This is a genomic window from Microcoleus asticus IPMA8 (assembly GCF_013179805.1).
Taxonomy (GTDB): Bacteria; Cyanobacteriota; Cyanobacteriia; order Cyanobacteriales; family Microcoleaceae; genus Microcoleus; species Microcoleus asticus.
In genome coordinates this window covers 1-24,590 of sequence record NZ_SRRZ01000039.1, presented here as the reverse complement: position 1 = coordinate 24,590, position 24,590 = coordinate 1, and the positions used below count along the sequence as shown (strand labels likewise).

Below are 24,590 nucleotides of genomic sequence, written 5' to 3'. Positions count from 1 at the left end.
ACAAGCTTTCTGTATTTTGATTAAACTGATATGGGACACGAGGAACACAAACCATGCCTGCAAAAAAATCAAAGCTTCTAATTGCTGCCTCCATCGCCGCAGCAGGTAGCGCCGCGGTCTACTTTTACTTCCAGGGTTTGGGCCAACAAGTATCCAACCCTCAAGACAGCGCCAAAGTTGTGCCCGACGAAGCAATGATGGCCGCGTTTATCTCCCCCAATCCCCAAGCGCTGTCAAAGTTGCAGCGATTTGGCACCCCTGGGGCTCAAAAGTTGGTCGGTCAGGGTTTGAAGGCCTTTCAAGAACAAAGCTTGGCAGGTACTCAAATCGACTTTGACAGGGACTTAAAGCCTTGGCTGGGGGGGGTGATGGTCGCTTTGCTGCCCCCTGATGCTGCGGCGAATACAGAGCCTCCAAAACTGCTGGTAATAGTCAGTGTGAAAAATAAAATTAGCGCTTGGAATTTTGCTAATAAATTAAAATCTCAGCCCGGTGCAACTACTCAAGAAACCGAGTATAAGGGAGTTAAAATTTATGAGATTGCAGAGCCAACTGGCAAGCGCTACAGTGTGGCTTTGCTGAACGACCAATTAGTGATGGCTCCTTTGAAGAAGCCTGTGGAATTGGCGATCGATACTTTTAAAGGAGAACCCTCCCTCGCCACCCAGCAGAGCACAACTAAGTTTTTTGCAGAGAGTGCTGGTGTCAAGAATCCGATCGCAACTGTTTATATTTCTGACTATCCTGCGGCAATTGAGCAATTGAAAGCTAATTTGCCCGCAGATATCCAGTTGCCTTGGACTGTGTTTTCGCAGTTCAAACAAGTCAAGTCTTTGGTTGCGGGAATTGGGGCGGATAGTGAGGGATTGAGGGTAAAAACTATTGCTCAGTTAGACCCTAAATTCGTGCAGCAAAATCCACAATTTGCATCGAAATTGTTGCCCAGATTTCCGGATGAAACTATTGCTTTAGTCGGTGGCAAAGGAATCGATAAAATTTGGTCGCAAGCAACCGCTGAGGCAAAAGATAGCCCGGAAGTTGACAGGGGAGTTCAGCAGGTGAGGGATAGTTTTAAGCGGTTGGATTTGGATGCGGATCGGGATGTTTTTGGTTGGATGAATGGGGAATTTGCGATCGGGGCGATCGGTTCCAATCAAGGCATTTTGTCTCAGTTGGGGATGGGGGCGGCGATGATTTTTGAAACGAGCGATCGCCCTGCTGCAGAAGCAACCCTGAAAAAACTCGATGCGATCGCCAAAAGCAATCCTACAGTCAGTGTCGCCCCCAGACAAGTTCAAGGCAAAGAAGTTACGGAGTGGCAAATACCCCAGCAAGGCACTTTATTCGGACACGGTTGGCTGAATGAAAATTCTGTGTTTGTAGCTTTCGGCGGGCCTTTAGTCGATGTGATTACTTCGATGCCACCGCAACCGCTAAGCAGCAGTCCGAGTTTTCAGGCGATCGCCACTTCTTTACCGCAAGCCAACCAAGGTTACTTTTACATAGATATGGAAAAAACCATGTCTTGGGCTAACCAATATTTGCTCGCAGTACAGCCAAATTTAGTTTCGCCGCCCGCTGCTGAATTGTTGAATTCTCTCCGAGGAGTTAGCGTAGCCACAGCTTCGACAGCACCCTCAACAGCGCAGTTGGAGATGCTTTTTGCGTTCAAATCTAACAATTAGGGAAGTTGTAATCGGTAATTTTTCCTTCTATCCTTCTATCCCTTAAATAAATCCCGTACACGGCTTCGTGGCCGGACTTTTTTCTGACCAAAAAAAGATGCTGCCCTCCAGGGAGGGCAGCTACTCAAAATAAAGCATCTTAAAGTCTCTCAAAACTTTAGAATTAACCTTCAGACATTCCCGATTTATTCGGCAATTGCAAATCATCAGGATCTACATAGTGACAAACTGCTTTGTCCATACAAATCAACGCCCAGCCGGATTTATCGATGCTCATCAATTTGTAAGAAGCGGGCTGAATAAAGAAACCTTTGTGGTTGCGGGTTGCTGGTTTGATGTTAACGTGGCTGTCATTGCTCATGTTTTTACAACTCCTAGTATTATCGTAGTAAAATCTGAAAACCGCTGAGCGGATTTGTGAATCGTCTAAGTTTTCAAATACTAGCACTGACTTTCTGAGTTTTCCATAAAGTTATTTATTGATTTATTACGACATCGTAATAAACCGCAAAGCCACTTTCGTCGATCCCCGCCTCAAAATCGACTTGTTTGCGCGGTTACGGCTCCAGAAGCCACTGTTTAACGCGGGCGAGACTCTTCCAGTCGGGTTTTCTCTTTAATCCTTCTTCAAAATTTTTTTTAACTTCGTCGAGCAACTCTTCGGAAGCCATCAGGAGTTGCTGAGCCACTTCTACATGGGGGCGCACTCCTTTTTCTTTGAGATCGAGGATTGCTACTGCTAGGTTGATGCGAGCTTGGGGGTCGTGAGGGTTCAATTTAACGGCTGTTTTCGCTGCCTTTTGAGCCGGTGCGGGTTTATTTTCTAACAGGTAGAGCCACGCGAGGCTAGCCCAGGCATTGCCATTTTTGGGAGCTTTCTCGCACACTTCTTTAAACACGGGGATCAGATGAGCCGGGGCTTCGCCAGCTTGGTAGCGATCGAAACCGTCTTTAAACAATTCTTCAGGGGTCATTCGATTTTAGATTTGGGATTTGAGATTTTAGATGGAAAAGAGCATGGGGTGCGGGACGCAACAAGGCAGTCCGAGGCATTCTCAGCAATTAGCAATTACCAATCCCCAATGCTCTATTTTGCGATTTATGTAGAAAAAGAACTGCCACAGCCGCAAGTTTGAGTTGCGTTGGGGTTAGTAAACTGAAAGCCGCCCCCGATCATAGCATCGCTGAAGTCGAGAACCAAACCGTAGAGATAAAGAATGCTCTTGCGATCGCAAACTACCTGAAAACCGTCGTAGTCGAACACTTCATCGTCGGATTTCACAGTGCTGGGATCTGCGAAATCCATCACGTAAGACATACCAGAGCAGCCGCCCTGGCGCACTCCTACCCGCAAGCAGAGGTCTTTACCTTGCTTCTCTCTCAGAGCTAAAACTTGACGGACAGCAGAGTCCGTCATTTGAATTCCACGCTTTTGTGAAGTGGCTTGAGTCATAATTTGCCGAACTCCTGAGATTGTCTAATGCTAAGAGTTTAATCTTATGCCTCCATTGTACAGGCATTCGCCAGAAGGCCTTGGGTTAGATGCTGAAGGCCGAATTTTTAGCTTCTAATTTTTAATTCCCGTGGGGCCTCGTTCCCAAGCTCGATGTCCTCTCCCCCTATAGGGTTTATGATTGATAAGCAGCGGTTGACCGGCTACCGGCACCGCAACAATGCTTCACCCAACGGGCTTACTCTATGGCAGCGCTGAATCGCACTACTCTTCGTCGGCTACAAAACTTACCTCAAATTCCCAGCGTGTGGGAGGGCGATCGCCGACCCTTATCTAATGCTGACTCACACCTGATGATAGATGACGATGACGTTCTAGAAGCTGGTGGCGAGTGCATTCTCTGGGTCGATGGCTCCGAAGGCGTCGTGAGGGCTATGGACATGGTAGGCCCAGATGCCGGCCCAGAGGCGATCGTCCGGGCCCTGCTACGGGCAATGGAACATCCCCAAAGTCCGGCCCCCGCAGGTCGGCCCCAAAAAATAGTAGTCAAAAACCGAGAAATTCAATTTTATCTGCGGGGCGTACTTCAAGATTTAAGCATTTCCATTGACTACGTGCCGGAATTGCCCTTAATTGACGAAATATTTCGCGGCATGGAAGAGGTCGCGATCAACAGACCTCCTGAGTTGCCCCCTCAGTATGCTGAAGTTTTAATGGAAAAAGCTGCTCAAATTTGGCAAGATGCTCCGTGGCGGACTTTGAGCGAACACCAAATTATATCTATTGAAATCAATCAGTGGGATGTCGCCAGCCTCTACGTGTCCGTATTGGGGCAAGGCAGAATGGATTACGGAGTTTTACTGTACCGCTCTCTAGAATCCTTGAAGCGGTTTCGAGAACGAGTCGTCAACGATGAATCCTTTGAAGATTTAGAACAGGCTTTTTTAGGGCAAGACTGTTTGTTTCTCACCTTTGAAAGTTCCACAGATATTGATGAGGACGACGAAGAAGAAATTGATTTAGCCGATTTGCCTCCATCGGAAATTGAACCAAATTTCGGCAACCTGCATCCTTTAGAAGGATTGCGATCGATTCTTTACGAAGAAGAAGCCCTCACGATGTTAGTTGCTCTCGAAGCATTTCACCGCTTTTTCCGCAACGGCCGCCGGAAATTGGGAGCAGAGACGTTTCCCAATCTCAACAGTCGCTACCGCATCCCGGTTCCGCAGTCTGACGGAGAAATTCAACAGGTATCCGTTAAAGTTTCGACAATGCCCGACGTGTCCGATGAATTATTACAGATGCTCGGTGATGACGATGATGATGAGGATGATGAAGAATTTGAAATGCCACTGCTGCGGGATGATTTGGTGCCGCAAAATTCATTTTTGAGTCTCGGCGCCGTACCTTGGGAAACCGTAGAGTTCCTGCGCGCAAGTGTCCAGTTTCACCAAGGTGCAGAAAGTGATATTAATACCGCCGGAGATGGTTTGCCGGTGGTGATGATCCAAACTTCTCATCCGAAGGCGAAAACGATGATCCAGGATTTGAAAGAAGCTGGAGGGGTGAAGGCAATTGGTTTTAATCCGGGCGAAAATCCTTTTCAGGATGAGCAATACGACTTGGGTATTTTGCAAACCAAAAATGGGGATCTGTATTTGTTTGGGGAGTTTAATGAAAACGATCCGGTGCATCAGGAAGCTCGCCAAAAGTGGGATCGCCGCTGTAAATTAACGAACGGTTGGTGCGGTTTGATTATTGCTAAAGGGTTGATGGGTGCTTCTCGCGGTCAGCCTCAGTTTAAGGATATGGTTGCTTTGCTTGAGGTGCGCTGGGTTTCTGCTAAAGAGTTGGGAATTGGGCCGCTTCAGTTGATGCCGATGTTTTGAAGTTAGTTGAGTGTTGACTGTTGACTGTTTACTGTTGTGAGAAGGAAGAGGTAAAAGTAATTTGTAAGGTGCGCCGCAGCGCACAGTAGTTTTTAAATTATTCAGGAGAATGATTATGTCAAATTCTACTCAAAAGCGAGAAGTGTTAGTCTCAATTGATGGTGAATTAGCTGATAAAATAGACCAGCTTACTGATAATTGGACGGAGGCGATCGAACAAGCTCTCCGTCTCTGGTACGCTAAGCAAATAGAAGATAAGTTGCGGAAGTTTTATCAAAACCGCAGCCAAGAAGATATTGAGTTTGAGGAAGAATGGGCAACATTGGCTCAGGAACAAATGGAAGAAATTTTAATAGAGGAAGGTCTTTGAGACAATGACAGAAGCTTATCCGCGACAAGGCGAAGTTTATCTTGTTAGAGCTTTGCGAACGATCGGAGATACCAAAAAGCGTCCTGTTGCTGTCGTTTCCATAGATAGCCGGAATGAATTGAGCCGTACTGTACTGATTGTCCCTTTTACTAGCGATTTGAGAGGGGGCGAAACTCCGACTCGGGTTTTGATTCCTGCTGGTGAAGGAGGGTTAGAATCTGACTCGCTGGCTGTCTGCGAGCAAATTATAACCGTCCAAAAGACTTATCTGGAACAAGGCCCATACGGTCAACTTAGTGCCGATGTCCTAGCAAGAATTCAGATGGCTATACAAGTGTCGATCGGCATTTATGAACTTTGAATGTTTCGGAAATTCTAAATTTTGTTACAATTTGTAAAAATACTGTAAAGGATAGGTAAAATGCGGGTTGCGATCGCAGGTGCGGGACTGGCTGGAATGACCACAGCAGTCGATTTAGTGGATGCCGGCCACGAAGTAGAAATTTTTGAATCCCGCCCCTTTGTCGGCGGCAAAGTCGGCAGTTGGGTAGATCCCGACGGCAATCACGTTGAAATGGGTTTGCACGTCTTCTTCGGCTGCTATTATAACTTATTTGCCCTGATGAAAAAAGTGGGGGCTTTTGACGATTTGCTCCTCAAAGAACACGTCCACACTTTTATCAATCGAGGCGGCGAAACTGGTTCTTTGGATTTTCGCTTTCCCGTGGGTGCTCCTTTGCACGGATTGAAGGCGTTTTTTACTACATCCCAGCTATCTGTACAAGACAAAATTCAAAATGCGATCGCCCTGGGAACTAGCCCGATCGTCCGAGGTTTGATAGACTTTGACGGGGCAATGAAAACTATCCGCGATTTGGATAAAGTTAGCTTCGCTGACTGGTTCCGCAGCCAAGGTGGCAACCAAAACTCGCTCAAAAGAATGTGGAATCCCATCGCCTACGCACTGGGTTTTATCGACACTGAAAATATTTCAGCCCGCTGTATGTTGACAATCTTTCAATTCTTTGCATCGAAAACCGAAGCCTCTGTCATGCGGATGCTGGCCGGTTCTCCCAACGAATATTTGCACAAACCAATTGTGGAATATTTGGAAAAGAAAGGAGCAAAAATTTATACGCGGCGCCGAGTCCGAGAAATTCAGTTTGAAGAAGGCGAAAAAACCAGCGTGACAGGCTTGCTAGTAGCTAACGGCGAAACAGAAGAAAATATTACCGCAGACGCTTACGTTTTCGCCTGCGACGTGCCAGGAATTCAGAAAATATTGCCCCCAGCTTGGCGCAAATGGTCGGAATTTGACAACATTTATAAGTTAGATGCGGTGCCGGTTGCTACAGTACAATTGCGATTCGACGGTTGGGTAACGGAACTGGAAGACGAAGCCAAGCGCAAACAGTTGAGCCACGCTGTAGGAATCGATAATTTGCTATATTCAGCAGATGCAGATTTTTCTTGTTTTGCAGATTTGGCGCTGACAAGTCCCAAGGATTATTATCAAGAAGGACAAGGTTCGCTGCTGCAGTTGGTGCTGACACCGGGAGATCCGTTTATTAAACAAAGCAATGAGGCGATCGCCCAACACGTACTCAAGCAAGTTCAGGATTTATTCCCGTCAGCGCGGGAATTAAACATGACTTGGTACAGTGTAGTTAAGCTCGCTCAATCTTTGTATCGCGAAGCACCGGGAATGGATGTTTTCCGCCCTGCTCAAAAAACTCCGATCGCCAATTTCTTTCTAGCAGGAAGTTACACTCAGCAAGACTACATTGATAGCATGGAAGGAGCAACACTTTCAGGCCATCAAGCGGCTAAGGCAATTCTCGAAGCTTACAGTCATTAGTCATTAGTCGTCTCTCGTTTTCTCTGGTTCCCAGGCAATGCCTGGGAACAAAAAAGCAACAATTCTTCAATCTAAAATCTAAAATCTAAAATCTAAAATCGCATGACTGATTGGTTAGAACACAGCGTCCAAGTAGAAGTGGCAATTCCCATCGAATTAGCGTGGCAACTCTGGTCAGATTTAGAGCAAATGCCGCGCTGGATGAAGTGGATCGAATCAGTTCGCGTTCTCGAAGACAACCCGGAATTATCGCGCTGGAAACTCGCAACTGGCGGGTTAGAATTTAGCTGGCTTTCTCGGATTCTAAAATTAGTGCCGAATCAGATAATTCAGTGGGAATCGGTAGACGGTTTGCCAAATCGGGGTGCGGTAAGATTTTACGATCGCAAAAACAGCAGCATTGTCAAACTGACAGTAGCTTATGGAGTTCCCGGCTGGCTGGCAAAATTGATGGACAATTCATTTCTAGCGCGAGTAGTTGAATCGACTCTTATGGCTGACTTGGAAAGGTTTAAAGAGTATGCTCTGAAAGTTAAGGCGACATCTTAAATTATGAGGAAGGAAGTCATGACTACAAACTGGTTAGTAGTCATGACTTTAGTTTTTTTATTTCTAACTTAGGACTTATGCACCCGAACAAAGAAACCGGGTTTTTGAACCGAGATTGAAAGTTTTAAGCAAATATTTTGGTGAAAAACCCGGTTTATTGTTGCCCGTGCGTCCAGGACTATAATTGTAACGCGAGAGTCGATCGCCCTTTTGCCTCAGTATCATAGAAAGATGCTGCTGATTCCTTCTCGCTTCAGTTATGAGTTACTGCCTAAACCCCACCTGTCAAAACCCGCAAAATGCCGATCGTACCCAATTCTGCCTGAATTGCGGCTCCAAACTGTTGCTGAGAGAGCGTTACCGCGCCATCAAACCCCTCGGGCGCGGCGGTTTCGGCCGCACTTTTTTAGCAGTAGACGAAGACAAACCCTCAAAACCGCGCTGTGCAATTAAACAGTTTTTCCCCCTATCCCAAGGTACCAGCAGCAGCGAAAAAGCAGCAGAATTATTCAACCGAGAAGCGGTGCGGCTGGACGAGTTGGGGAAACACCCGCAAATTCCCGAACTGCTGGCGCACTTTCAGCAGGAACGCTATCAGTATTTGGTACAGGAATTTATAGAAGGTCAGAATTTACAGCAAGAGTTGGCGCGGGCGGGGCCTTTCAGCGAAAGCCAGATTCTCAGTCTGCTGAAGGATTTATTGCCAGTATTGCAGTTCGTGCACGATCGCAGTGTAATTCACCGAGATATTAAACCTCCCAATATTATCCGCCGCCGCATTTCTCAAACTCCCATAATTTATACTTACCCCACATTAACCGGGGAATTAGTTTTAGTTGATTTTGGCGCTGCAAAAGTTGTGGAGGGTTTGAGAGAAACCGGTACAGTCATCGGTTCTCCCGAATTCGTCGCGCCGGAACAAATTAGAGGTCAAGCGGTTTATGCCAGCGATTTGTACAGTTTGGGAGTAACTTGCCTTTATTTGCTGACTCAAATATCTCCTTTTGATTTGTTCGATATCAATCAAGATGTTTGGGTTTGGCGAGACTTTTTGAAAGTTCCAATTGATCCGAAATTAAGTCGCATCCTCGACAAAATGATCGAACCAAGTCTCAGTCGCCGCTACAAATCAGTAGCTGAGGTATTGAAAGATTTGCAGCCGCAGCAGTCGGCGGTGCAGGTTCCGACTCCGGCGGCCCCTGCTATTTCTATGCCGCAGAGGATGCCTGTGGTGCAGAATGCAGTGCCGCCAACGCTTGCAGGCACAATTTTACCTGTGCCGCCGATGCAGCGGGTTGTGCCCGCACGCGCGCCTACTTGGAGGTGTGTTCATACTCTGGTAGGGCATTCTAATGCTGTCACCTCGGTAGCTTTCAGTCCAGACGGCGGGACTTTAGCTAGCGGCAGCGAGGACAAGACGATCGAGATGTGGAAGTTGGATGCGGGTAAGCGGTGGTACACTCTTACGGGTCATTCTGACTGGGTGACTTGTGTGGCGTTTAGTCCTGATGGGGCGACTTTGGCTAGTGGCAGCCGTGATAAAACAATTCAAATTTGGGATTTGAATAAGGGTAAGTGGTGGTACGCTTTGCGGGGTCACGAGGATAGGGTTTATGCTGTGGCCTTCAGTCGGGACGGTCAGGTTTTGGCTAGCGGCAGTCGGGACAAAACTGTGCAGTTGTGGAATTTGAATAAGGGAAGGCGGATGTCGGCTTTGATTGGTCACGCTGGCGGGGTGGAGGCGGTGGCTTTTAGTGCTGGCGGGGAGTTTTTGGCTAGCGGCAGTCGGGACAAGACTGTGCAGTTGTGGGATTGGCAAAATGGTCGATCGATTTGTACTCTGGCGGAGCACGGGGATTGGGTGCGGGCGATCGTTTTTGCTCCGACCGCCCCCAGCCCCCCCTTGGTAAGGGGGGGAGATGCAGAAGGATCATCGATTTTGGCGACGGGGAGTCGGGATGGTACGGCGAAGCTGTGGCGGGTGGATGCACAGGGGCGAGGGACGCTGTTGCGGAGTATGAGGGACAATTCTGGGGATGTTTTGTGTGTGGCGTTCAGTCCCGATGGTGGGGTTTTGGCGACGGGGAGTCGGGATGGCACGATTTATTTGTGGGATGCGGGTACGGGAGGTTTGCTGGAAATTCTGACGGGCCACGGCGGGGAAGTTTTGTCGGTGGCGTTTAGTGCTGATGGGGGGAGTTTGGCTAGCGGTGCGGGCGATCGAACTGTGAAGATTTGGCGGGGGATTGGGCATTAGGGGCGATGTCAAAAGTGCCCGCCTAACAAATCTCATATTTATGCTTGACAGGCGATCGAAGGTTGTGCTACATTAGGAATTCGTGAGGACGCATAGCTCAGTTGGTTAGAGCACTACGTTGACATCGTAGGGGTCACTGGTTCGAGTCCAGTTGTGTCCATACTTAAAACCCGCCCACAAAGCGGGTTTTGTTGTTTCTAAAACTTGTTTCTACAACCAAACTGCTAGATTTGGCATTCTCAATTAGGAATGACAGAATATGTCTAGGTCAGAGATTTAGTACAGTCGCCACGTTTCGTCGAGGCTGTTGCTGAGCAGTTGCGCAGTTTGCATGAGTTCGGTGTTAAAGAAACGCTAGCCCGATTCTCGTAGGCACCATCCGCATCCGCGAACAAAGCGCAAGCAAGCAGAACAAGAACGAAAACAAATGTTAGAATGCGAGCACCTTACACTGTCCGAAGCAGAAGCCGCTAACCGGATTAAAGACGAATTTGTAGCGGTGCTGTCCCATCAGTTGCGATGCCCGTTTGCTTAAACATTGAATGGCTGAGGTTTGGCGCATACTATATATTAGGACTTACGCACCAAAAGCCTAAAACCTCGATCCCCCCTTTTTTAGCGGGGAACAGTCAAAGTCCTTAAAAAGGGGAACTAGGGGGATCTCTGCGTAAGTCCTGTACATCTTGATTCCCTAACAATAACTGGCAGAATAGGTAAATAGGCAGGACGAACCGCAATGAATGTAGAACGTACAAACTCCTTGAATCATCGAGAAGAGCTTACTGTAAATTTTCCTCAAGAGCTATGTACGGACTGCCAAGCACTCGAAGCACGATTTGCGGTGATAGTCGATCGCATGGCTGAGGCCTTCATTTCTATTAATTCAGAGTGGCACTGCACCTATGTCAACCATAAAGCAGAGCAGCTTTTAAACAGGAAGCGGCAACACCTGATAGGCAAAAATATATGGACTGTATTTTCGGTCGATCTTACCTCTGAGCTATATAAGTATTCCCATCGAGCGATCGCAACGCCAACTGCAATCGAGTTTGAAGAACACTACCCCTCACTCAACAAGTGGTTGAGAATTCGCCTCATCAAGAGTGAAGATGGCTTACTTCTTTACTTCCAAGATACTACTGAAACATCTGAAGTCGATCGACAATTGAAAGCCGAAATCGCTAAGTGCCAGCAGGTGGAAGCCACTCTTCAGAAAAAACAGGACTTTTTGAAAGCAATCCTAAACAACGTTCAAGCTGGCATTGTGGCTTGCGATGCCGATGGCATATTGACGGTATTTAACCAAGCAGCTAAAGATTTTCATGGATTACCTCAGCAGCCAGTTCCAGCGGATCAATGGGCTGAATATTATGACTTGTATTTGTCAGACGGCAAAACACGCATGAATACAGAGGATATTCCCCTGTTTCAGGCATTGCAAGGACAGAACGTTCGTAATGTGGAAATGATGATTGTTCCGCAGCAGGGAACTGCACGAATGCTGTTAGCAACTGGACAGGCAATTATTGCCGCAAACGGCGAAAAACAGGGTGCAGTTGTCGTGATGCACGACATTACACAGCGCAAGCAGGCAGAAACTGCTCTGCGTGAGGGTGAAGCGCAATTATCGAGCATCTTCCAAACTATTCCTGATGGGATCACCATTCTAGATTCTACCGGACAGATTATTGCGGCAAATAGGGCAGCAGAGAGGATTTTAAGATTGACTCTCAGCGACATTGTGGAGCGAGGCTATAACGATCCATCCTGGTTCATTACAACCGTGGAGGGTCATCCTTTCCCAGAAGATGAACTGCCGTTTGCGAGGGTGATGCAAACAGGTGAGCCTGTTTATGGTATTGAACATGGCATTAGCCATGCCGATGGAACTCGCAGGATTCTCTCGATCAATGCTTCCCCTTTGTTTGACGCAGAGGGACAAATTATCAATATCATTGCTGCTTTCAGCGACATTACTGAACGCAAGCAAACCGAAGACGAACGAGTACAGCTTGTTCAAGAACAGGCAGCCCGTGCTGTAGCAGAGAATTCTCAACAACAATCAGCATTTTTAGCCCAAGTGAGTGCTGTCCTTTCCTCTTCACTAGAGTATGAACAAACTCTCCAAAGCGTTGCAAAGCTGGCAGTTCCTTATTTTGCAGATTGGTGTAGTGTCGATCTGCTGAATGACGATCGCACGATCGATCGGGTTGCGGTGGCTCATTCAGATCCCGAAAAAGTGAAGTTTGCCTGGGAGTTGGATCGACGCTTTCCCAGACATCTCGATGATGGGTATGGCATTGCTAAAGTCATGCAAACAGGACAGGCTGAAATTGCAATTGAGATTACCGATGAACAGTTAGTTGCCGCAGTGCCGAATGCTGAATACCTGGAAATCTTACGTGGAGTTGGGTTAAAGTCCTGCATCATTGCACCGCTACAGGCACGCGGGCGCGTGTTGGGCAGCATTACGTTGGTGTTTACTGAATCCGATCGCCGCTATTGCCTGGAAGACATTGCTCTGGCTGAAGATTTGGCTCAGCGAGCAGCGATCGCCATTGATAACGCTCGTCTCTATAATGAAACACAACAAGCGAAATTAGCCGCCGAACTCGCTGCTAACCGGACGGCTCGACTGCTGGCGGTGATGACAGCTTTGTCTGAATCGCTAACCTCGGCTCAAGTGGCTCAGGTGATTATTGAACAGGGAATGTCTGCACTGGGAGCGAGTTGTGGTTTGGTTGCGGTATTAAACCAGAAGGCAAGCGAACTGGAGATTATTCAAGCGATCGGGTATGAGCACGTAGGAGAATTTCTGCGCAGTTTTTCGATTCATGCGCCCTATCCTCTCGCAGAAGCCGTGCGAACTGGGCAACCTGTTTGGCTAGAAACTATGGAAAACCGAATTGCCCGTTATCCTGATTTAGCCGAAGCTTATGCCAAGGTTGGTTCAGAAGCCTGGATTTCAGTGCCATTGTTAATTGAAGGACAAGCCGTTGGTGGGCTATCGCTCGGTTTTTCGACCGTTCCCCAGCTTTGTGAGAGCGATCGCAGTTTCGTTTTGGCACTGGCACAGCAGTCGGCGCAGTCGATCGACCGAGCACGGCTCTACGAGTCAGAATCGCAAGCACGGGCACAAGCAGAAGCAGCTAACCGAATTAAAGATGAGTTCTTAGCTGTCTTGTCACACGAATTGCGAACTCCGTTGAATCCGATTGTGGGTTGGACTCGACTCCTGCGAAGGGGAAACCTGGATTCTGGCAAAACGGCGGTAGCTCTCGAAACGATTGAACGCAACGCCCAGTTGCAAGTTCAACTGATTGAGGATTTGCTTGATATTTCTCGCATTCTGCAAGGCAAGCTGAGTTTTAATTCTACTCCAATTAATTTGAAAACAACTCTTAAAGCCGCGATCGAAACAGTTAGTTTAGCCGCCGAAGCGAAGAACATTCAAATTAAAACTCAGCTAGAACTCAATGTGGGCGATGTGTTAGGAGATGCTACCCGATTGCAACAGGTTGTCTGGAATTTGCTCACCAATGCAATTAAGTTCACCCCAACTGGAGGTAGAGTTGAAGTTGAGCTAAAAACGATTGATTCATCTGCTCAAATTCAAGTCAGGGATACAGGGAAAGGGATTCAGCCAGAATTTATTCCCTATGTCTTTGACACATTTCGACAAGCCGATAGCAGTATTACGAGAACATTTGGTGGGTTAGGGCTGGGATTAGCGATCGTGCGTCACGTCGTTGAGCTACATGGTGGAACTGTCAAAGCCGAAAGTTTTGTAGAAGGACAGGGAGCAACATTTACTGTCACATTTCCCTTATTAGCCAGAAACAATGATGCAAACAGCGATCGGAAGGAAAATCTATCACTCAATGCTCACACTTCACCCTTGGCTAGATTATGTATCCTGGCAGTCGATGACGAACTAGACAATTTAGAGTTAGTTCAATGTATCTTGGAGCAAGCGGGAGCCACCGTGATCTCTGTATCTTCAGCAACAGATGCGCTACAACTACTTAATGAATCTAAGCCAGATGTTTTGATTGCTGATATTGGAATGCCACAAATTGATGGCTATAAGTTGATTGGTCAAATCAGACAACTATCCACAGAGCAGGGAGGACTGATTCCCGCGATCGCACTTACTGCCTGTGCCGGAGACATCAATCAGCAGCAAGCGCTAGATGCTGGCTTTCAAAGGCATCTTTCCAAGCCGGTTGAGCCGGAAATGTTAGTGCAGACAATTGAGCAATTGCTCGATCCAATTGGGATAAGCAGAGCATTAAACATCTCCCAAAATTAAGCTTCAGCGACCTCGGTACAAGGATTTCAAGTTGATTATTGGAGATGTCTTTTGAGTATAGTCTGGGAAAATGTCACGAATTGAGGATTAGCCTAATGGTGCTTGGCATAGATTGAGGAACAGGCTCTGCTAAGGCATTGCTATTAGCGACAGACGGAACCCCTATATCGCTCAAACCACTCAGGGGGAACCCACAAGCGTAACCAGCCCGGAGCAATAGGAGCAATGGCATTGAGCGCAGCGTGAAGGGTAAGCACTGTGGGGATAATCTACCTCAGTTTTAGCAATATTTATGATACTCCGTCCTCTCCCCAAACCCCATAAAACATCATTGACACCAGCCCAGGGCCCACAACGCGGGAACTTTAAACTTTGCCCCACAGTTGGGAAATTGCGACAGTAAACGCAACTAATATCGATCGCCCCCAGCATCTCCAAATCATATCAAATCCGATCGCCAGTCCATCTCAGGACACGGCACCGCGCCGTGTCCTTAGCCGTAACTTATCGGCGACAGCCTTCGGCGATCGCCCTTAACACCGCTAGCCGCACTTCTGGATGAGATTTCTCAAGCCCGTTAGCCCGAAAAATCCAGTGTCCGCCGCCCGCGTGCTCGATCGCAATCTTCTGACCGTCAGGCAAAACTATTTGCCACCAATTCAACACAGTGGCTTTAATAAGGTGGCACTGAATTTCGTTCAGTTGAACCTCCATTAATTTCAGTTGACGCATGATTGGATTTTGGGCAGATGACTTCATGATTTTTCTCTTTAAATGAATTCGACTGTTTCTCGGCTTTGATTTCAGTTTGCCGATTTTTCAACTTAACTTCACCTTCCGAACTTTTCGCCTTTACTTCCCCTTCCGAACTTTTCGCCTTTACTTCCCTTTTACCACCTTTAGGCTCAATTTTGACTCCAAAACCTTTAGACTTAACTTTTCCTTGGGCCGAAGTTGAAGTCTGTTCCGTTGCCGGCTTCTTAAACTCCGCGTCTAATTGGTCTAAAATCTCCTCTTGTTCGGGAGTATGTTCCGCTGGCTGCTCTACATTTCTGGGATTGTATTCGTCAACCAACCTTGCCAAAAATTCCGAAATTGACAGTCCGGCTGCGGCTGCTTTTTTGGTTAAAAGGGCGTAAGTGTCGGTTTTAATCCGAATTTGTTTGAGCCGGAGGTTGGGATTGTTGTCAACAGTTTCGGCAATAGTTACTGCCGTAATCCTTTCTTTTGGTATGACATCAACAACTTCTTGCCACTTTTCCTGTAAAGGACTGTCGCCGTATTGGTCGGTGATTGCGTGTTTGAACAAAGGGACAACTTGAGCAACGCAGCTCGGCAAAATCTCAAATCCGGCTTTAATTAAGCGCAGGCAAATGCCAGCAGATTTGATAATTTGCGTGCAGTAAAAATACTGTCTGCCTAATGCTTGTTCGCAGTAACTTTTAAAAGTTTTGAACTTGTGTTTGTACAATCGCAGTTTTCGGATCGCGTCCAGCATGATTCCTTGACGCACGTAGTCTAGGAATCCCCTTTTAATTTCGCCTGTCAGGTAGTCTAAATCGTGAAAGGGAGATTGATTCTGGATTTCTTCTTCAAAGTCTAGCAGCGGGCCTGCAAAGTGAAAGTTGGAGGCGACATCGCCTAGGTAGAAGTTGTCAATTGATGTGGACATGATCTGGAATGGTTCGAGAAAGGGCACGATAGCACGGAAGTTGTGCGATCGCAAAGTAGAAGTTTTGGTCTGGATCTTTGATACAATTTTGAGCTGGGCACTCCTGTGAGGTCGATCGACCTTTTACATGGCATCACCTCCTCGGCGTTGAGAAAAAAGGGGCTTGAGGTATGCGCCCAACCCCCGAAAATACGCTTGGGTATGCAGGCACAATTGATAGACACTAAAAATAAGGCGGTTATTCAAACCTGTATTTTGACGAAAGGAGGCTCGCCCAACCGCTTTGCTATGTCCTTATTCGTAGTTTAGTCAGACTTACGGCTTTTGTCAAGGGTAAACTACGAAATATTCTGCACCATGAATCAAGAAGTACGGGATTTATACGAAATGAGCCTTGCAGAAATTAGAGAATACAGGGGCTTTAGTCGCCGAGAGCTTAGCCAGCAACTGACGGGGAAAGTCTCTGAAGATACTTTGTACTCAATAGAAAAAAGAAAACAAAAACCCAGAGTTGATACTGCAATAGCCATCTGTACAGCACTAAATATTAGCTTGAAACAGTTCTGTCACTCGATCGGGCTAGATGTTTCAGGGCTTGTTGATGATTACGTACCCCCGAGGGGCAGCTAACAAACAGAGCTAAATCATGGTCTTGATATTTGATACAATTTTAAACTGTCCTGTGAGGTCGCTCGACCTTTTAAATGGCATCACCTCCTCGGGCTTGAGGAAATAGGCTTGAGGTATGCGCCCAACCCCCGAAAATACGCTTGGGTATGCAAGCACAATTGATAGAGACTACAAGTAAGGCGGTTCTTCAAACCTGCATTTTGACGAAAGTAGGCTCGCCCGGCCGCCTTTTTTTGGGTGGCTCTACATGAAGTGTACTTCATCAAAACAACCAAGTCAAGAGGTTAGCTTCATGAAACAAACTTCATGCACTGTGGAAGAAAATTTGCAAGAAAAGGAGAAGTCTCCATTAAGGCTTCTCAGAGAACAAGCTGGGCTAACCCGCCCTCAAGTCAAACAACATATCGGCGTTTCTGAGCGGATGCAAGCTGACTGGGAATCAGGAAAGTCCATGCCAACTGTTGAAAACGTAGCTGCACTGGCTAACCTGTACCAGGTTTCTCTAAAAACTATGTTTGAGCTTTTAGGATTAGATGTAACTAAAATTCCCGATGACTTACCAAGTCGATCGCCCTCGCCGAACGACAACTAACAAGTACAGCTAAATCATGGTGTTGACATTTGATACAATTTTGAGTTGGGCTGTGAGGTCGATCGACTTTTTACATGGAATCACCTCCTCGGCGTTGAGGAAAAGAGGCTTGAGGTATGCGCCCAAGCCCCGAAAATACTAAGGCTATGCAGGCATAATGGGTAGACACTACAAATAAGGCGGTTCTTCAAACCTGCATTTTGACGAAAGGAGGCTCGTTGAGCTGCCTTTGTTGTGCCTACCAACATGAAGTTTACGTCTTCTCAAAGTTTTGGTCAAGACGTTTGCATCATGAATATTTCGTCCTATGATAGAAGAAGATTTACAAGAAAAGGAGAAGTCTCCTTTGAGACTACTCAGAGAACAAGCTGGACTAACACGCCCTCAAGTCAAAGAAAAAATTGGAATTTCCGAGCGAAGACAAGCTGACTGGGAATTAGGCAAGGCTCTACCTAATGCTGAAAACATACTTGCTATGGCTAACCTGTACCAGGTTTCTCTAAAAACTATGTTTGAGGTTTTAGGATTAGACGTAACAAAAATTCCCGATGACTTACCAAGTCGATCGCCCTCGCCGAACGACAACTAACCCGCAGGGGTTCGGAAATGTCTAGGGAAACGGGTTTGAGTCATGCACCCAAGCCCGGAAAATAGGTTGGGCTATGCAGGCATAATGGGTAGAAACTACAAATAGGGCAGCTTGCTAAACCAAAGCGTTTCCACCGTCCGGCTAAAGCAGCGGCCTTTCTGTTGTCTCTATCTTTAACAAGGATACTTGTAAACCTCGCGGTTGTCAACAAGTTTGCTTGTAAATTTCCCATGATATGCCCCGAAAGAAACAAACTCAAGAGTCCAAAGATATACCAGCACTGCAAATCTTGCGAGAGGCTGTTGGTTTATCGCAAGCAGCTTTAGCAAAACAAATTCCCGACAAAACGGGCGCAAAAACCCTAAGTCAACAAGCAATCAGTAACTGGGAACGAGGACTAGACGAACCAGAACTGACCATTGCTCAAATGAAAGCTCTTTGCAAAGCTTTGGGAAAAACGCTTAACGATTTACCTAACGATTTAGGCCCACCAAATCCCGGCTGACAAGTAAAAACTCAAAAAGCCCGATCGACCTTTCATCGATCAATCCGTGACTTTCCCTCTCAGAGCTTTAATCTGCCCTCGCTTGGTTTTGCTGTCGAGACGCTTGCGCTGGGAACTACGAGTCGCTTTGCTGGGTTTGCGCCTTTTCGGTATGACGATCGCACTTTTAATCAGTTCTTGCAGCCGTCTCAAAGCCTCCTCCCGGTTTTGTTCCTGGCTGCGGTGTTCCTGAGCTTTGATGACAATCACACCTTCGGAGGTGATGCGCTGGTCGTTGATTTGCAACAAACGCTGCTTGTAGCGATCGGGCAATGAGGAAGCTGGGATATCAAAGCGCAAGTGAATAGCACTCGCTACCTTATTTACATTTTGTCCCCCCGCGCCTTGAGAGCGAATCGCACTAATCTCGATTTCGCGATCGTCTATGAACACAGTGTTAGAAATTTGTAGCATGATTGATCAGTGAGATTAAATATACCGGGAAAGCAGTGTATCTTTTATATATAACTTACTTTGATAGATAAGTTATTTACAATTTTTAGCTGTCAGGATGAATTCGATGATTTTTTTTCTATCCCATAACTCTACCTCGTTAGATTTAGCAAGTTTGCAAGCATTTTCGGTAAATCTGTTGTTGGTGATTACTAGGCCTTTATTGCCTTTGTAATGTCTGACTGCTCCTGCTACTTCTTGAACTGCTTTAATTCCAACCGGATTTTTGCTTCTTTTCGCTTGAACCACGGTTTTTAATCCATTTTTGTATAAAATTAAATCAGCCCCATAATCTTGACTATCTTGAGTTAAAGTAACAGTATAACCAAAGTTTATAAAATGAACCTCTAGAAATTTCTCAAACTCTTTTCCCGTCATTTCATCCACTTCCAGAATACCACTGTCTAATAAACGCTTTTTTTCCTCTTCTTCTTTCAATGTATCCAATACCGATGTCGCAATCACACCCAAAACGGCAGCGGCTCTTACTATAAAAGATTTCATAAAATTACATTTTTTAAAAGGAGTAGTTATGATGGTAGCAGATTTGCTCAGTATAGTTATCTACTAAGACCGCAAGTAATATCACAAGCACATTGTGATCTTACTTACTGATTCTTTTAGATTCCAGATATTGGACTTGGGCTTTTTGTCTGCACTCAAGTTCCAGTATGGTTCAAAGAGTCAGGCGAAAATCAAAAGATTTTATAGTTGAGAAATGTAACAAAACTTTAATCACACCCAAACCGGAGTTTTAGAAAAAATTAATGCGGATACCGTGACAATGGGCAATGCTGTAGCCTAAGATCGCCTTACATTGTCAATATCATCTCAAGGCAAGGGTGAAAAATGGCAGATATCAACGGCACGATGATGCAATATTTCCACTGGTACCTTCCCGATCGAGGAACCCTGTGGGATGAGGTAAAAAATCAAGCGAAAGAATTGGCAGATGCGGGTTTTACCGCACTGTGGCTGCCCCCAGCTTACAAAGGAATGGGCGGGAAAAGCGACGTTGGATATGGGGTTTACGACTTATTTGATTTGGGAGAATTCAACCAAAAAGGTTCAATTCGCACCAAATATGGTACTAAGCAGCAATATTTGGATGCGATCGCAGCCCTGCACAAATCTCAGATCCAAATCTATGCCGATGTAGTTATCAACCACAAAATGGGTGCAGATGCAGCAGAGATATTTAAGGCAACTCCTTATCCTTACCACAATCGGCTAAATCCCAAAGGTGCGCTGCAAGAAATCAAAAGCTACACCAATTTTAACTTTCCCGAACGCAAAGGTAAATATTCCCAATTTGAATGGCACTCGTGGCATTTTGACGCAGTAGACTACAACGAATACAATCCAGACGATCGCGGCACAGTCTATTTGATAGAAGGGAGAATTTTTGATGACTATGTTGCCCTAGAAAATGGCAATTTTGCATATTTAATGGGGTGCGATCTAGATTTCCAGGATCGATGGGTAAGAGATGAAATTACACGCTGGGGTAAGTGGTATCTCGACACAACAGGTGCCGACGGTTTCCGTATAGATGCAATCAAGCACATATCGTCTTGGTTTTTTGCGGAATGGTTGGATGAAATGGAGCGATATGTCGGCAAAGATTTGTTTGTTGTCGGTGAGTATTGGGCACCAAATATCGATATCCTGCACTGGTATGTCGGTTCAGTTAAGGGCAAAATGTCAGTTTTTGATGTGCCACTGCATTACAACTTTCATTACGCCAGCCAACAGGGCGGTAACTACGATATGCGGCGCATCTTAGACGGTACAATGATGCAGCAGCAACCGACTCATGCAGTCACGTTTGTGGAAAACCACGACTCCCAACCGCTGCAAGCACTTGAATCTGTTGTAGAACCCTGGTTTAAACCTCTTGCTTATGCGATTATTCTATTGCGAAGAGAAGGTTATCCCTGCGTTTTCTACGGCGATTATTATGGTGCAGAATATGAAGATTGGGGGCGTGATGGCAATCGGTATAAGATTGTTTTGCCCTCTCATCGATGGCTAATTGACAAGTTGCTGTATGCTCGCAAACACTTCGCTTACGGCCCTCAGTATGACTATTTCGATCATTGGAATACCATTGGCTGGACGAGATTGGGCAATGGGAAACATCCACAGGCAATGGCAGTAATTATGAGTGACGGCCCGGAGGGTTTCAAGTGGATGGAAGTTGGTAAACCTCATGCTAAGTTTGTGGACTTAACAGGGCATATAAAGGAACCTGTTTCTACTAACGAGAGGGGTTGGGGCGAGTTTCGCTGTCAAGGCGGTTCAGTATCCGTGTGGGTTCAGGAATAATATCTGTTGGCAGTAATCTCATTGTCTATCTGTAAGGTGCGCCGAAACGCACCCTACCAAAATTAATTAGTCCGTAGTACCGGTTTGCAGCGACTCTTTAGCAGTCTGCGTCCACTCAGAGTGGAAGAATTCGCCGCGCGGTTTGTCGGTGCGTTCGTAGGTGTGAGCCCCGAAATAATCACGCTGAGCTTGCGTGAGGTTTTGCGGCAATCTTTCGCGCCGGTAGCTGTCGAAATAGTCCAGCGACGCGCTAAAGGCTGGCACTGCAATCCCCAGCGTGCTAGCAGTAGCCAACACCTCCCGCCAAGCTGATTGGCGATCGAGAATGCTCTGTTTGAACTCCGGCGCTAACAGCAAATTCGGCAGCGCGGGATCGTCCTTGAAAGCTTTTTTAATCTTGTCCAAAAACCCAGCCCGAATGATACAGCCACCTTTCCAAATTCTGGAAATTTCGCTCAAACTCAAGTCATAGTTGTACGACTTCGAGGCCGCGCTCAACAGCGCCATGCCTTGCGCGTAGGAGCAAATCTTCGAGCAGTAAAGCGCATCCCGAACTTTGTTGACAAACTCTTTAGTATCGCCTTCATACTTAGCGCTAGGCCCAGTTAGTTCTTGGGAAGCTTTGACGCGCTCTGTTTTATAAGAAGACATGATTCTGGCATTCACAGCAGCAATAATTGTCGGAATGCTCACGCCCAATTCCAAAGCACTCATTACAGTCCAGCGGCCGGTGCCTTTCTGACCCGCTGCGTCCATAATTACCTCAACTAAGGGATGCTTAGTTTCCGGGTCAATGTACTTGAAAATATTAGCCGTAATTTCAATCAAAAACGAGTTGAGTTCGTCTGTGGTATTCCATTCGGCAAAAACTTCCTGCAACTGCTTGCCGTCCAATCCACCAACGTTTTTGAGCAAATCGTAGGCTTCAGCAATGAGCTGCATATCCCCGTACTCAATGCCGTTGTGAACCATCTTCACGTAGTGACCGGCGCCGCCCGGGCCGATGAATGTGACGCAGGGGCCATCATCTACTTGAGCCGCAATTTTGGTGAGAATTGGCTCTAGTAGACCGTAAGCAGTGCGGGTGCCACCGGGCATCAAACTAGCACCGTTGAGCGCGCCTTCTTCGCCGCCGCTGATGCCCATGCCGACAAATCCCAGTCCGATCGATTCTAAATCTTTGGTGCGGCGTTCGGTGTCGTCGTATAGCGAGTTGCCGCCGTCAATAATCATGTCGCCCGGTGACAGCATGGGTTTGAGCTGGTCGATGACCGCATCTACGGGTTTCCCAGCTTGCACCATGACTAAGATTCGGCGCGGGGTTTCTAGGGCATCGACGAATTCTGTCAGAGTCTTGGTGCCTACAATGTTCTTGCCGGGCGCGCGCAGGGCCATGAAGTCGTCGGTTTTGGCTGCTGTGCGGTTGTACACAGCCACGGAGAAGCCTCTGCTTTCGACGTTGAGTGCTAGGTTCTCGCCCATCACGGCTAGACCGATTAAACCAAAATTTTGCTTTGTCATGCTAATAACCCGCTGGTTGTTCCCGCTTGAGGATAGGTTTGCGAGAGAGGAAAGCGAGGCGGGGTTTACCGCTTTCCGGTGGACTAAAAGTATTGGACAATAGACCTAGGAGGTTTAAGTTTATTTTTATATTCCCAGAATTGCTGTTTGGTAAATCAGTAGGGTTTTTTTAAGATTTAAGGGATATTAAAGAGCTCGGCGGGTGATAATAAAGCAGATATTCAGTCGATCGCAGTAACGGTAGATACAAACAAGCGGACATTTTGAGCAAGATTTAGGAGACTGTAACTATGGAAGATTTGCAGTATCTCGCGGCCTGGGTGAAGGAACAACACGCTCGCGAGTATATTTTGACTTGGCTGCTGAGTCAACAGGGGTTGTGGTGGTCAGATGGGGAAATTTATCAGGCAGTTTTGCAAAAGTCGGGAAAGCTGTTGAAAGCTTATGTTCAAAAAAGGCAAGCGGGAGAGTTATTTGAGGGAATTTCTGAGAAGTTGGTAGGAGATGATAATTGGGATGATCTGGTGGTGAGTTTAGGGCGAATTGTTGCTCTTTATCAAGAGGAATTGCTGAAGTTGCAAGAGCGCGATCGCCGGGGGGATGGGGTAAAAAAAAATTTGATTAGCCAACCGTTGACTGGAGATTCTTTGTCGCTTGAAGTGCAGCAAGCTTTGCCCGATCCTTACGCGGATACGCTGACGGGGAGATAATTTGCGATCGACTTTTCGGAGGCGCAAGAATCTTAAAAACCGGGTTTCTTCCTATATCTCTCATACTCAACCAAAAATTGTCGCAGAAATCCGGTTTATCGCCACGCAGCTAATCCCAGAAACCGGGTTTCTTCCTATATCTCTCGTACTCAACCCAAATTATTCGCAGAAACCCGGTTTCTCGCCAGCCAACTAAAGAAAATGGATCGAAATTCAAGGATTGAGAATAGGTGTAATATCTAGAAGAAATCCGGGGAGTACATCTTCACCCGAAAGTGTAGGCGGTTGGTCAAAAGAGAAATTAATCACTTCTGCTACATCTTCAGACAACCGATAGATTTCTACTAAGGGCGTTTGCGGGTCAATTAGCCAACCTAAGCGACAGCCGTTAGTTCGATAATACCGCATTTTAGCCCGCAAGGTTTCTAGGGAATCAGTTTGGGAACGCAATTCAATTACAAAGTCCGGGCACAGGGGAGGAAATTTGCGCTTATCTTCTGCGGATAATGCTTCCCAACGTTCTAGGAGTACCCAAGCAGCATCAGGGGAACGCTTCGCACCGTTGGGTAATTGAAAGACAGTGGAAGAGTCAAAGACTTTTCCTAATTGAGTCTGACGATTCCACAAACCGAGTCCCAGGTTGAGATCGGAATTTCTGATGCCGCTTTCGCCGCCTGTTGGAGGCATAATAATTAGTTCTCCTTCGGGGGTTTGTTCTAATCGCCACTCTTCATTAGCGATGGACAATTGATAAAATTGTTCGTCGGTTAAAGCGACGGCGGCAGGTAGGTTGAGAGTTATAGTTTCCATCGTTGATATTATCGCCAACTAGGTTGGTTTTATTATAGCTCGCACTTTCTCAGAAACATGAGGTACGACTGGGCATAGGGCATAGGCCTCCGTGGGCATAGGCCTCCGTGGGCATAGGGCATACCTCACTTTTTTTAGAACCGCTATAGCTCGCACTTTCTGACAATTTTCTCAAAAAGATCGCACGCTCAGAAACCGGGTTTCTTCGGTTTCTCGCCACGCAGCTAATCCCAGGAACCGGGTTTCTTCCGATATTTCTCGTACTCTACTGAAAATTGGCGTTGCTGAATCAAGGTATGAATGCCCCAGGAATGGGAATATCGTGAAATTTCAAGTAATGTATTAATAACTTAATAGAATGCTTGAGC

23 protein-coding genes and 1 tRNA gene are annotated in these 24,590 nt (G+C 46.6%); 15 read left to right on the top strand and 9 right to left on the bottom strand.

The genetic code is table 11. The annotated features are described in order from the left end of the window. Positions 1-53 precede the first annotated feature (53 nt). Positions 54-1,685 (top strand): DUF3352 domain-containing protein, encoded by a 1,632-nt coding sequence (locus E5S67_RS12510; protein ID WP_172187590.1) that lies wholly within the window; start codon positions 54-56, stop codon positions 1,683-1,685. Positions 1,686-1,848: 163 nt separating this feature from the next. On the opposite strand, the gene E5S67_RS12505 is transcribed toward E5S67_RS12510, so the two are convergent. The 3 genes from E5S67_RS12505 to E5S67_RS12495 all read right to left on the bottom strand — a co-directional run bounded on the left by E5S67_RS12505 (position 1,849) and on the right by E5S67_RS12495 (position 3,138). Beyond that, positions 1,849-2,046 carry a hypothetical protein gene (locus E5S67_RS12505; protein WP_172187588.1) on the bottom strand — a complete coding sequence of 66 codons (198 nt, stop codon included), beginning with the start codon at positions 2,044-2,046 and terminating at the stop codon, positions 1,849-1,851. A gap of 196 nt (positions 2,047-2,242) precedes the next feature. Next, positions 2,243-2,659: a tetratricopeptide repeat protein gene (locus E5S67_RS12500; protein ID WP_172187586.1), complete on the bottom strand. Its 417-nt coding sequence runs from the start codon at positions 2,657-2,659 to the stop codon at positions 2,243-2,245. A 125-nt stretch (positions 2,660-2,784) separates the two neighbouring features. Beyond that, the gene (locus E5S67_RS12495) at positions 2,785-3,138 is read right to left on the bottom strand and encodes a HesB/IscA family protein (protein WP_172187584.1); all 354 of its coding nucleotides are present in this window, start codon (positions 3,136-3,138) and stop codon (positions 2,785-2,787) included. A gap of 245 nt (positions 3,139-3,383) precedes the next feature. Here E5S67_RS12495 and E5S67_RS12490 point away from each other — a divergent pair, with 245 nt between their 5' ends. The 8 genes from E5S67_RS12490 (at position 3,384) to E5S67_RS12455 (ending at position 14,373) form a co-directional block, all read left to right on the top strand. After that, on the top strand, positions 3,384-5,027 hold the full coding sequence (locus tag E5S67_RS12490; RefSeq protein WP_172187582.1) for a DUF6930 domain-containing protein: 1,644 nt from the start codon (positions 3,384-3,386) through the stop codon (positions 5,025-5,027). Between the two features lie 115 nt (positions 5,028-5,142). Beyond that, positions 5,143-5,397, top strand: coding sequence for a hypothetical protein (locus E5S67_RS12485; RefSeq protein WP_172187580.1), 255 nt, complete (start codon positions 5,143-5,145; stop codon positions 5,395-5,397). Between the two features lie 4 nt (positions 5,398-5,401). Next, positions 5,402-5,758: a type II toxin-antitoxin system PemK/MazF family toxin gene (locus E5S67_RS12480; protein ID WP_172187578.1), complete on the top strand. Its 357-nt coding sequence runs from the start codon at positions 5,402-5,404 to the stop codon at positions 5,756-5,758. Between the two features lie 60 nt (positions 5,759-5,818). Further along, positions 5,819-7,255, top strand: a complete 1,437-nt coding sequence (zds, locus tag E5S67_RS12475) for a 9,9'-di-cis-zeta-carotene desaturase (RefSeq protein ID WP_172187576.1) — start codon at positions 5,819-5,821, stop codon at positions 7,253-7,255. 102 nt (positions 7,256-7,357) lie between these two features. Continuing rightward, positions 7,358-7,804 carry an SRPBCC family protein gene (locus tag E5S67_RS12470; RefSeq protein WP_172187574.1) on the top strand — a complete coding sequence of 149 codons (447 nt, stop codon included), beginning with the start codon at positions 7,358-7,360 and terminating at the stop codon, positions 7,802-7,804. A gap of 259 nt (positions 7,805-8,063) precedes the next feature. Further along, the gene (locus E5S67_RS12465; protein WP_172187572.1) at positions 8,064-10,061 is read left to right on the top strand and encodes a serine/threonine-protein kinase; all 1,998 of its coding nucleotides are present in this window, start codon (positions 8,064-8,066) and stop codon (positions 10,059-10,061) included. A gap of 86 nt (positions 10,062-10,147) precedes the next feature. Then, positions 10,148-10,221: transfer RNA gene (locus E5S67_RS12460), tRNA-Val, on the top strand. 576 nt (positions 10,222-10,797) lie between these two features. Continuing rightward, positions 10,798-14,373, top strand: coding sequence for a hybrid sensor histidine kinase/response regulator (locus E5S67_RS12455; protein WP_172187570.1), 3,576 nt, complete (start codon positions 10,798-10,800; stop codon positions 14,371-14,373). A 504-nt stretch (positions 14,374-14,877) separates the two neighbouring features. Here the strand turns inward: E5S67_RS12455 and E5S67_RS12450 are convergent. Then, a complete protein-coding gene (locus E5S67_RS12450) occupies positions 14,878-15,039 on the bottom strand; it encodes a hypothetical protein (RefSeq protein WP_246276752.1) in 162 nt (53 codons plus the stop codon). A 7-nt stretch (positions 15,040-15,046) separates the two neighbouring features. After that, positions 15,047-16,045, bottom strand: a complete 999-nt coding sequence (locus E5S67_RS12445) for a hypothetical protein (RefSeq protein WP_172187566.1) — start codon at positions 16,043-16,045, stop codon at positions 15,047-15,049. 357 nt (positions 16,046-16,402) lie between these two features. Between E5S67_RS12445 and E5S67_RS12440 the strand changes: the two genes are divergently transcribed. From E5S67_RS12440 to E5S67_RS12425, 4 genes are all read left to right on the top strand, one after another. Next, entirely contained in the window at positions 16,403-16,675 is a 273-nt protein-coding gene (locus tag E5S67_RS12440; RefSeq protein ID WP_172187564.1) for a helix-turn-helix domain-containing protein, read from the top strand. Positions 16,676-16,967: 292 nt separating this feature from the next. Next, entirely contained in the window at positions 16,968-17,267 is a 300-nt protein-coding gene (locus E5S67_RS12435) for a helix-turn-helix domain-containing protein (protein ID WP_172187562.1), read from the top strand. 307 nt (positions 17,268-17,574) lie between these two features. Then, positions 17,575-17,856: a helix-turn-helix domain-containing protein gene (locus E5S67_RS12430; protein WP_172187560.1), complete on the top strand. Its 282-nt coding sequence runs from the start codon at positions 17,575-17,577 to the stop codon at positions 17,854-17,856. A 235-nt stretch (positions 17,857-18,091) separates the two neighbouring features. Beyond that, positions 18,092-18,361, top strand: coding sequence for a helix-turn-helix transcriptional regulator (locus E5S67_RS12425; RefSeq protein WP_172187558.1), 270 nt, complete (start codon positions 18,092-18,094; stop codon positions 18,359-18,361). Positions 18,362-18,400: 39 nt separating this feature from the next. On the opposite strand, the gene arfB is transcribed toward E5S67_RS12425, so the two are convergent. Together arfB and E5S67_RS12415 are read right to left on the bottom strand one after the other, a co-directional pair. Next, positions 18,401-18,814: an alternative ribosome rescue aminoacyl-tRNA hydrolase ArfB gene (gene arfB, locus E5S67_RS12420; protein ID WP_172187556.1), complete on the bottom strand. Its 414-nt coding sequence runs from the start codon at positions 18,812-18,814 to the stop codon at positions 18,401-18,403. A 72-nt stretch (positions 18,815-18,886) separates the two neighbouring features. Continuing rightward, entirely contained in the window at positions 18,887-19,357 is a 471-nt protein-coding gene (locus E5S67_RS12415) for a restriction endonuclease (RefSeq protein WP_172187555.1), read from the bottom strand. A 345-nt stretch (positions 19,358-19,702) separates the two neighbouring features. Here E5S67_RS12415 and E5S67_RS12410 point away from each other — a divergent pair, with 345 nt between their 5' ends. After that, positions 19,703-21,181 carry an alpha-amylase gene (locus E5S67_RS12410; RefSeq protein ID WP_172187553.1) on the top strand — a complete coding sequence of 493 codons (1,479 nt, stop codon included), beginning with the start codon at positions 19,703-19,705 and terminating at the stop codon, positions 21,179-21,181. 66 nt (positions 21,182-21,247) lie between these two features. Here E5S67_RS12410 and gnd read toward each other — a convergent pair whose 3' ends face one another. Continuing rightward, on the bottom strand, positions 21,248-22,702 hold the full coding sequence (gnd, locus tag E5S67_RS12405) for a decarboxylating NADP(+)-dependent phosphogluconate dehydrogenase (RefSeq protein WP_172187551.1): 1,455 nt from the start codon (positions 22,700-22,702) through the stop codon (positions 21,248-21,250). A gap of 290 nt (positions 22,703-22,992) precedes the next feature. Here gnd and E5S67_RS12400 point away from each other — a divergent pair, with 290 nt between their 5' ends. Next, positions 22,993-23,412, top strand: coding sequence for a hypothetical protein (locus E5S67_RS12400; RefSeq protein ID WP_172187549.1), 420 nt, complete (start codon positions 22,993-22,995; stop codon positions 23,410-23,412). Positions 23,413-23,625: 213 nt separating this feature from the next. On the opposite strand, the gene E5S67_RS12395 is transcribed toward E5S67_RS12400, so the two are convergent. Continuing rightward, positions 23,626-24,222: a Uma2 family endonuclease gene (locus E5S67_RS12395; RefSeq protein ID WP_172187547.1), complete on the bottom strand. Its 597-nt coding sequence runs from the start codon at positions 24,220-24,222 to the stop codon at positions 23,626-23,628. Between the last annotated feature and the right edge of the window lie 368 nt (positions 24,223-24,590).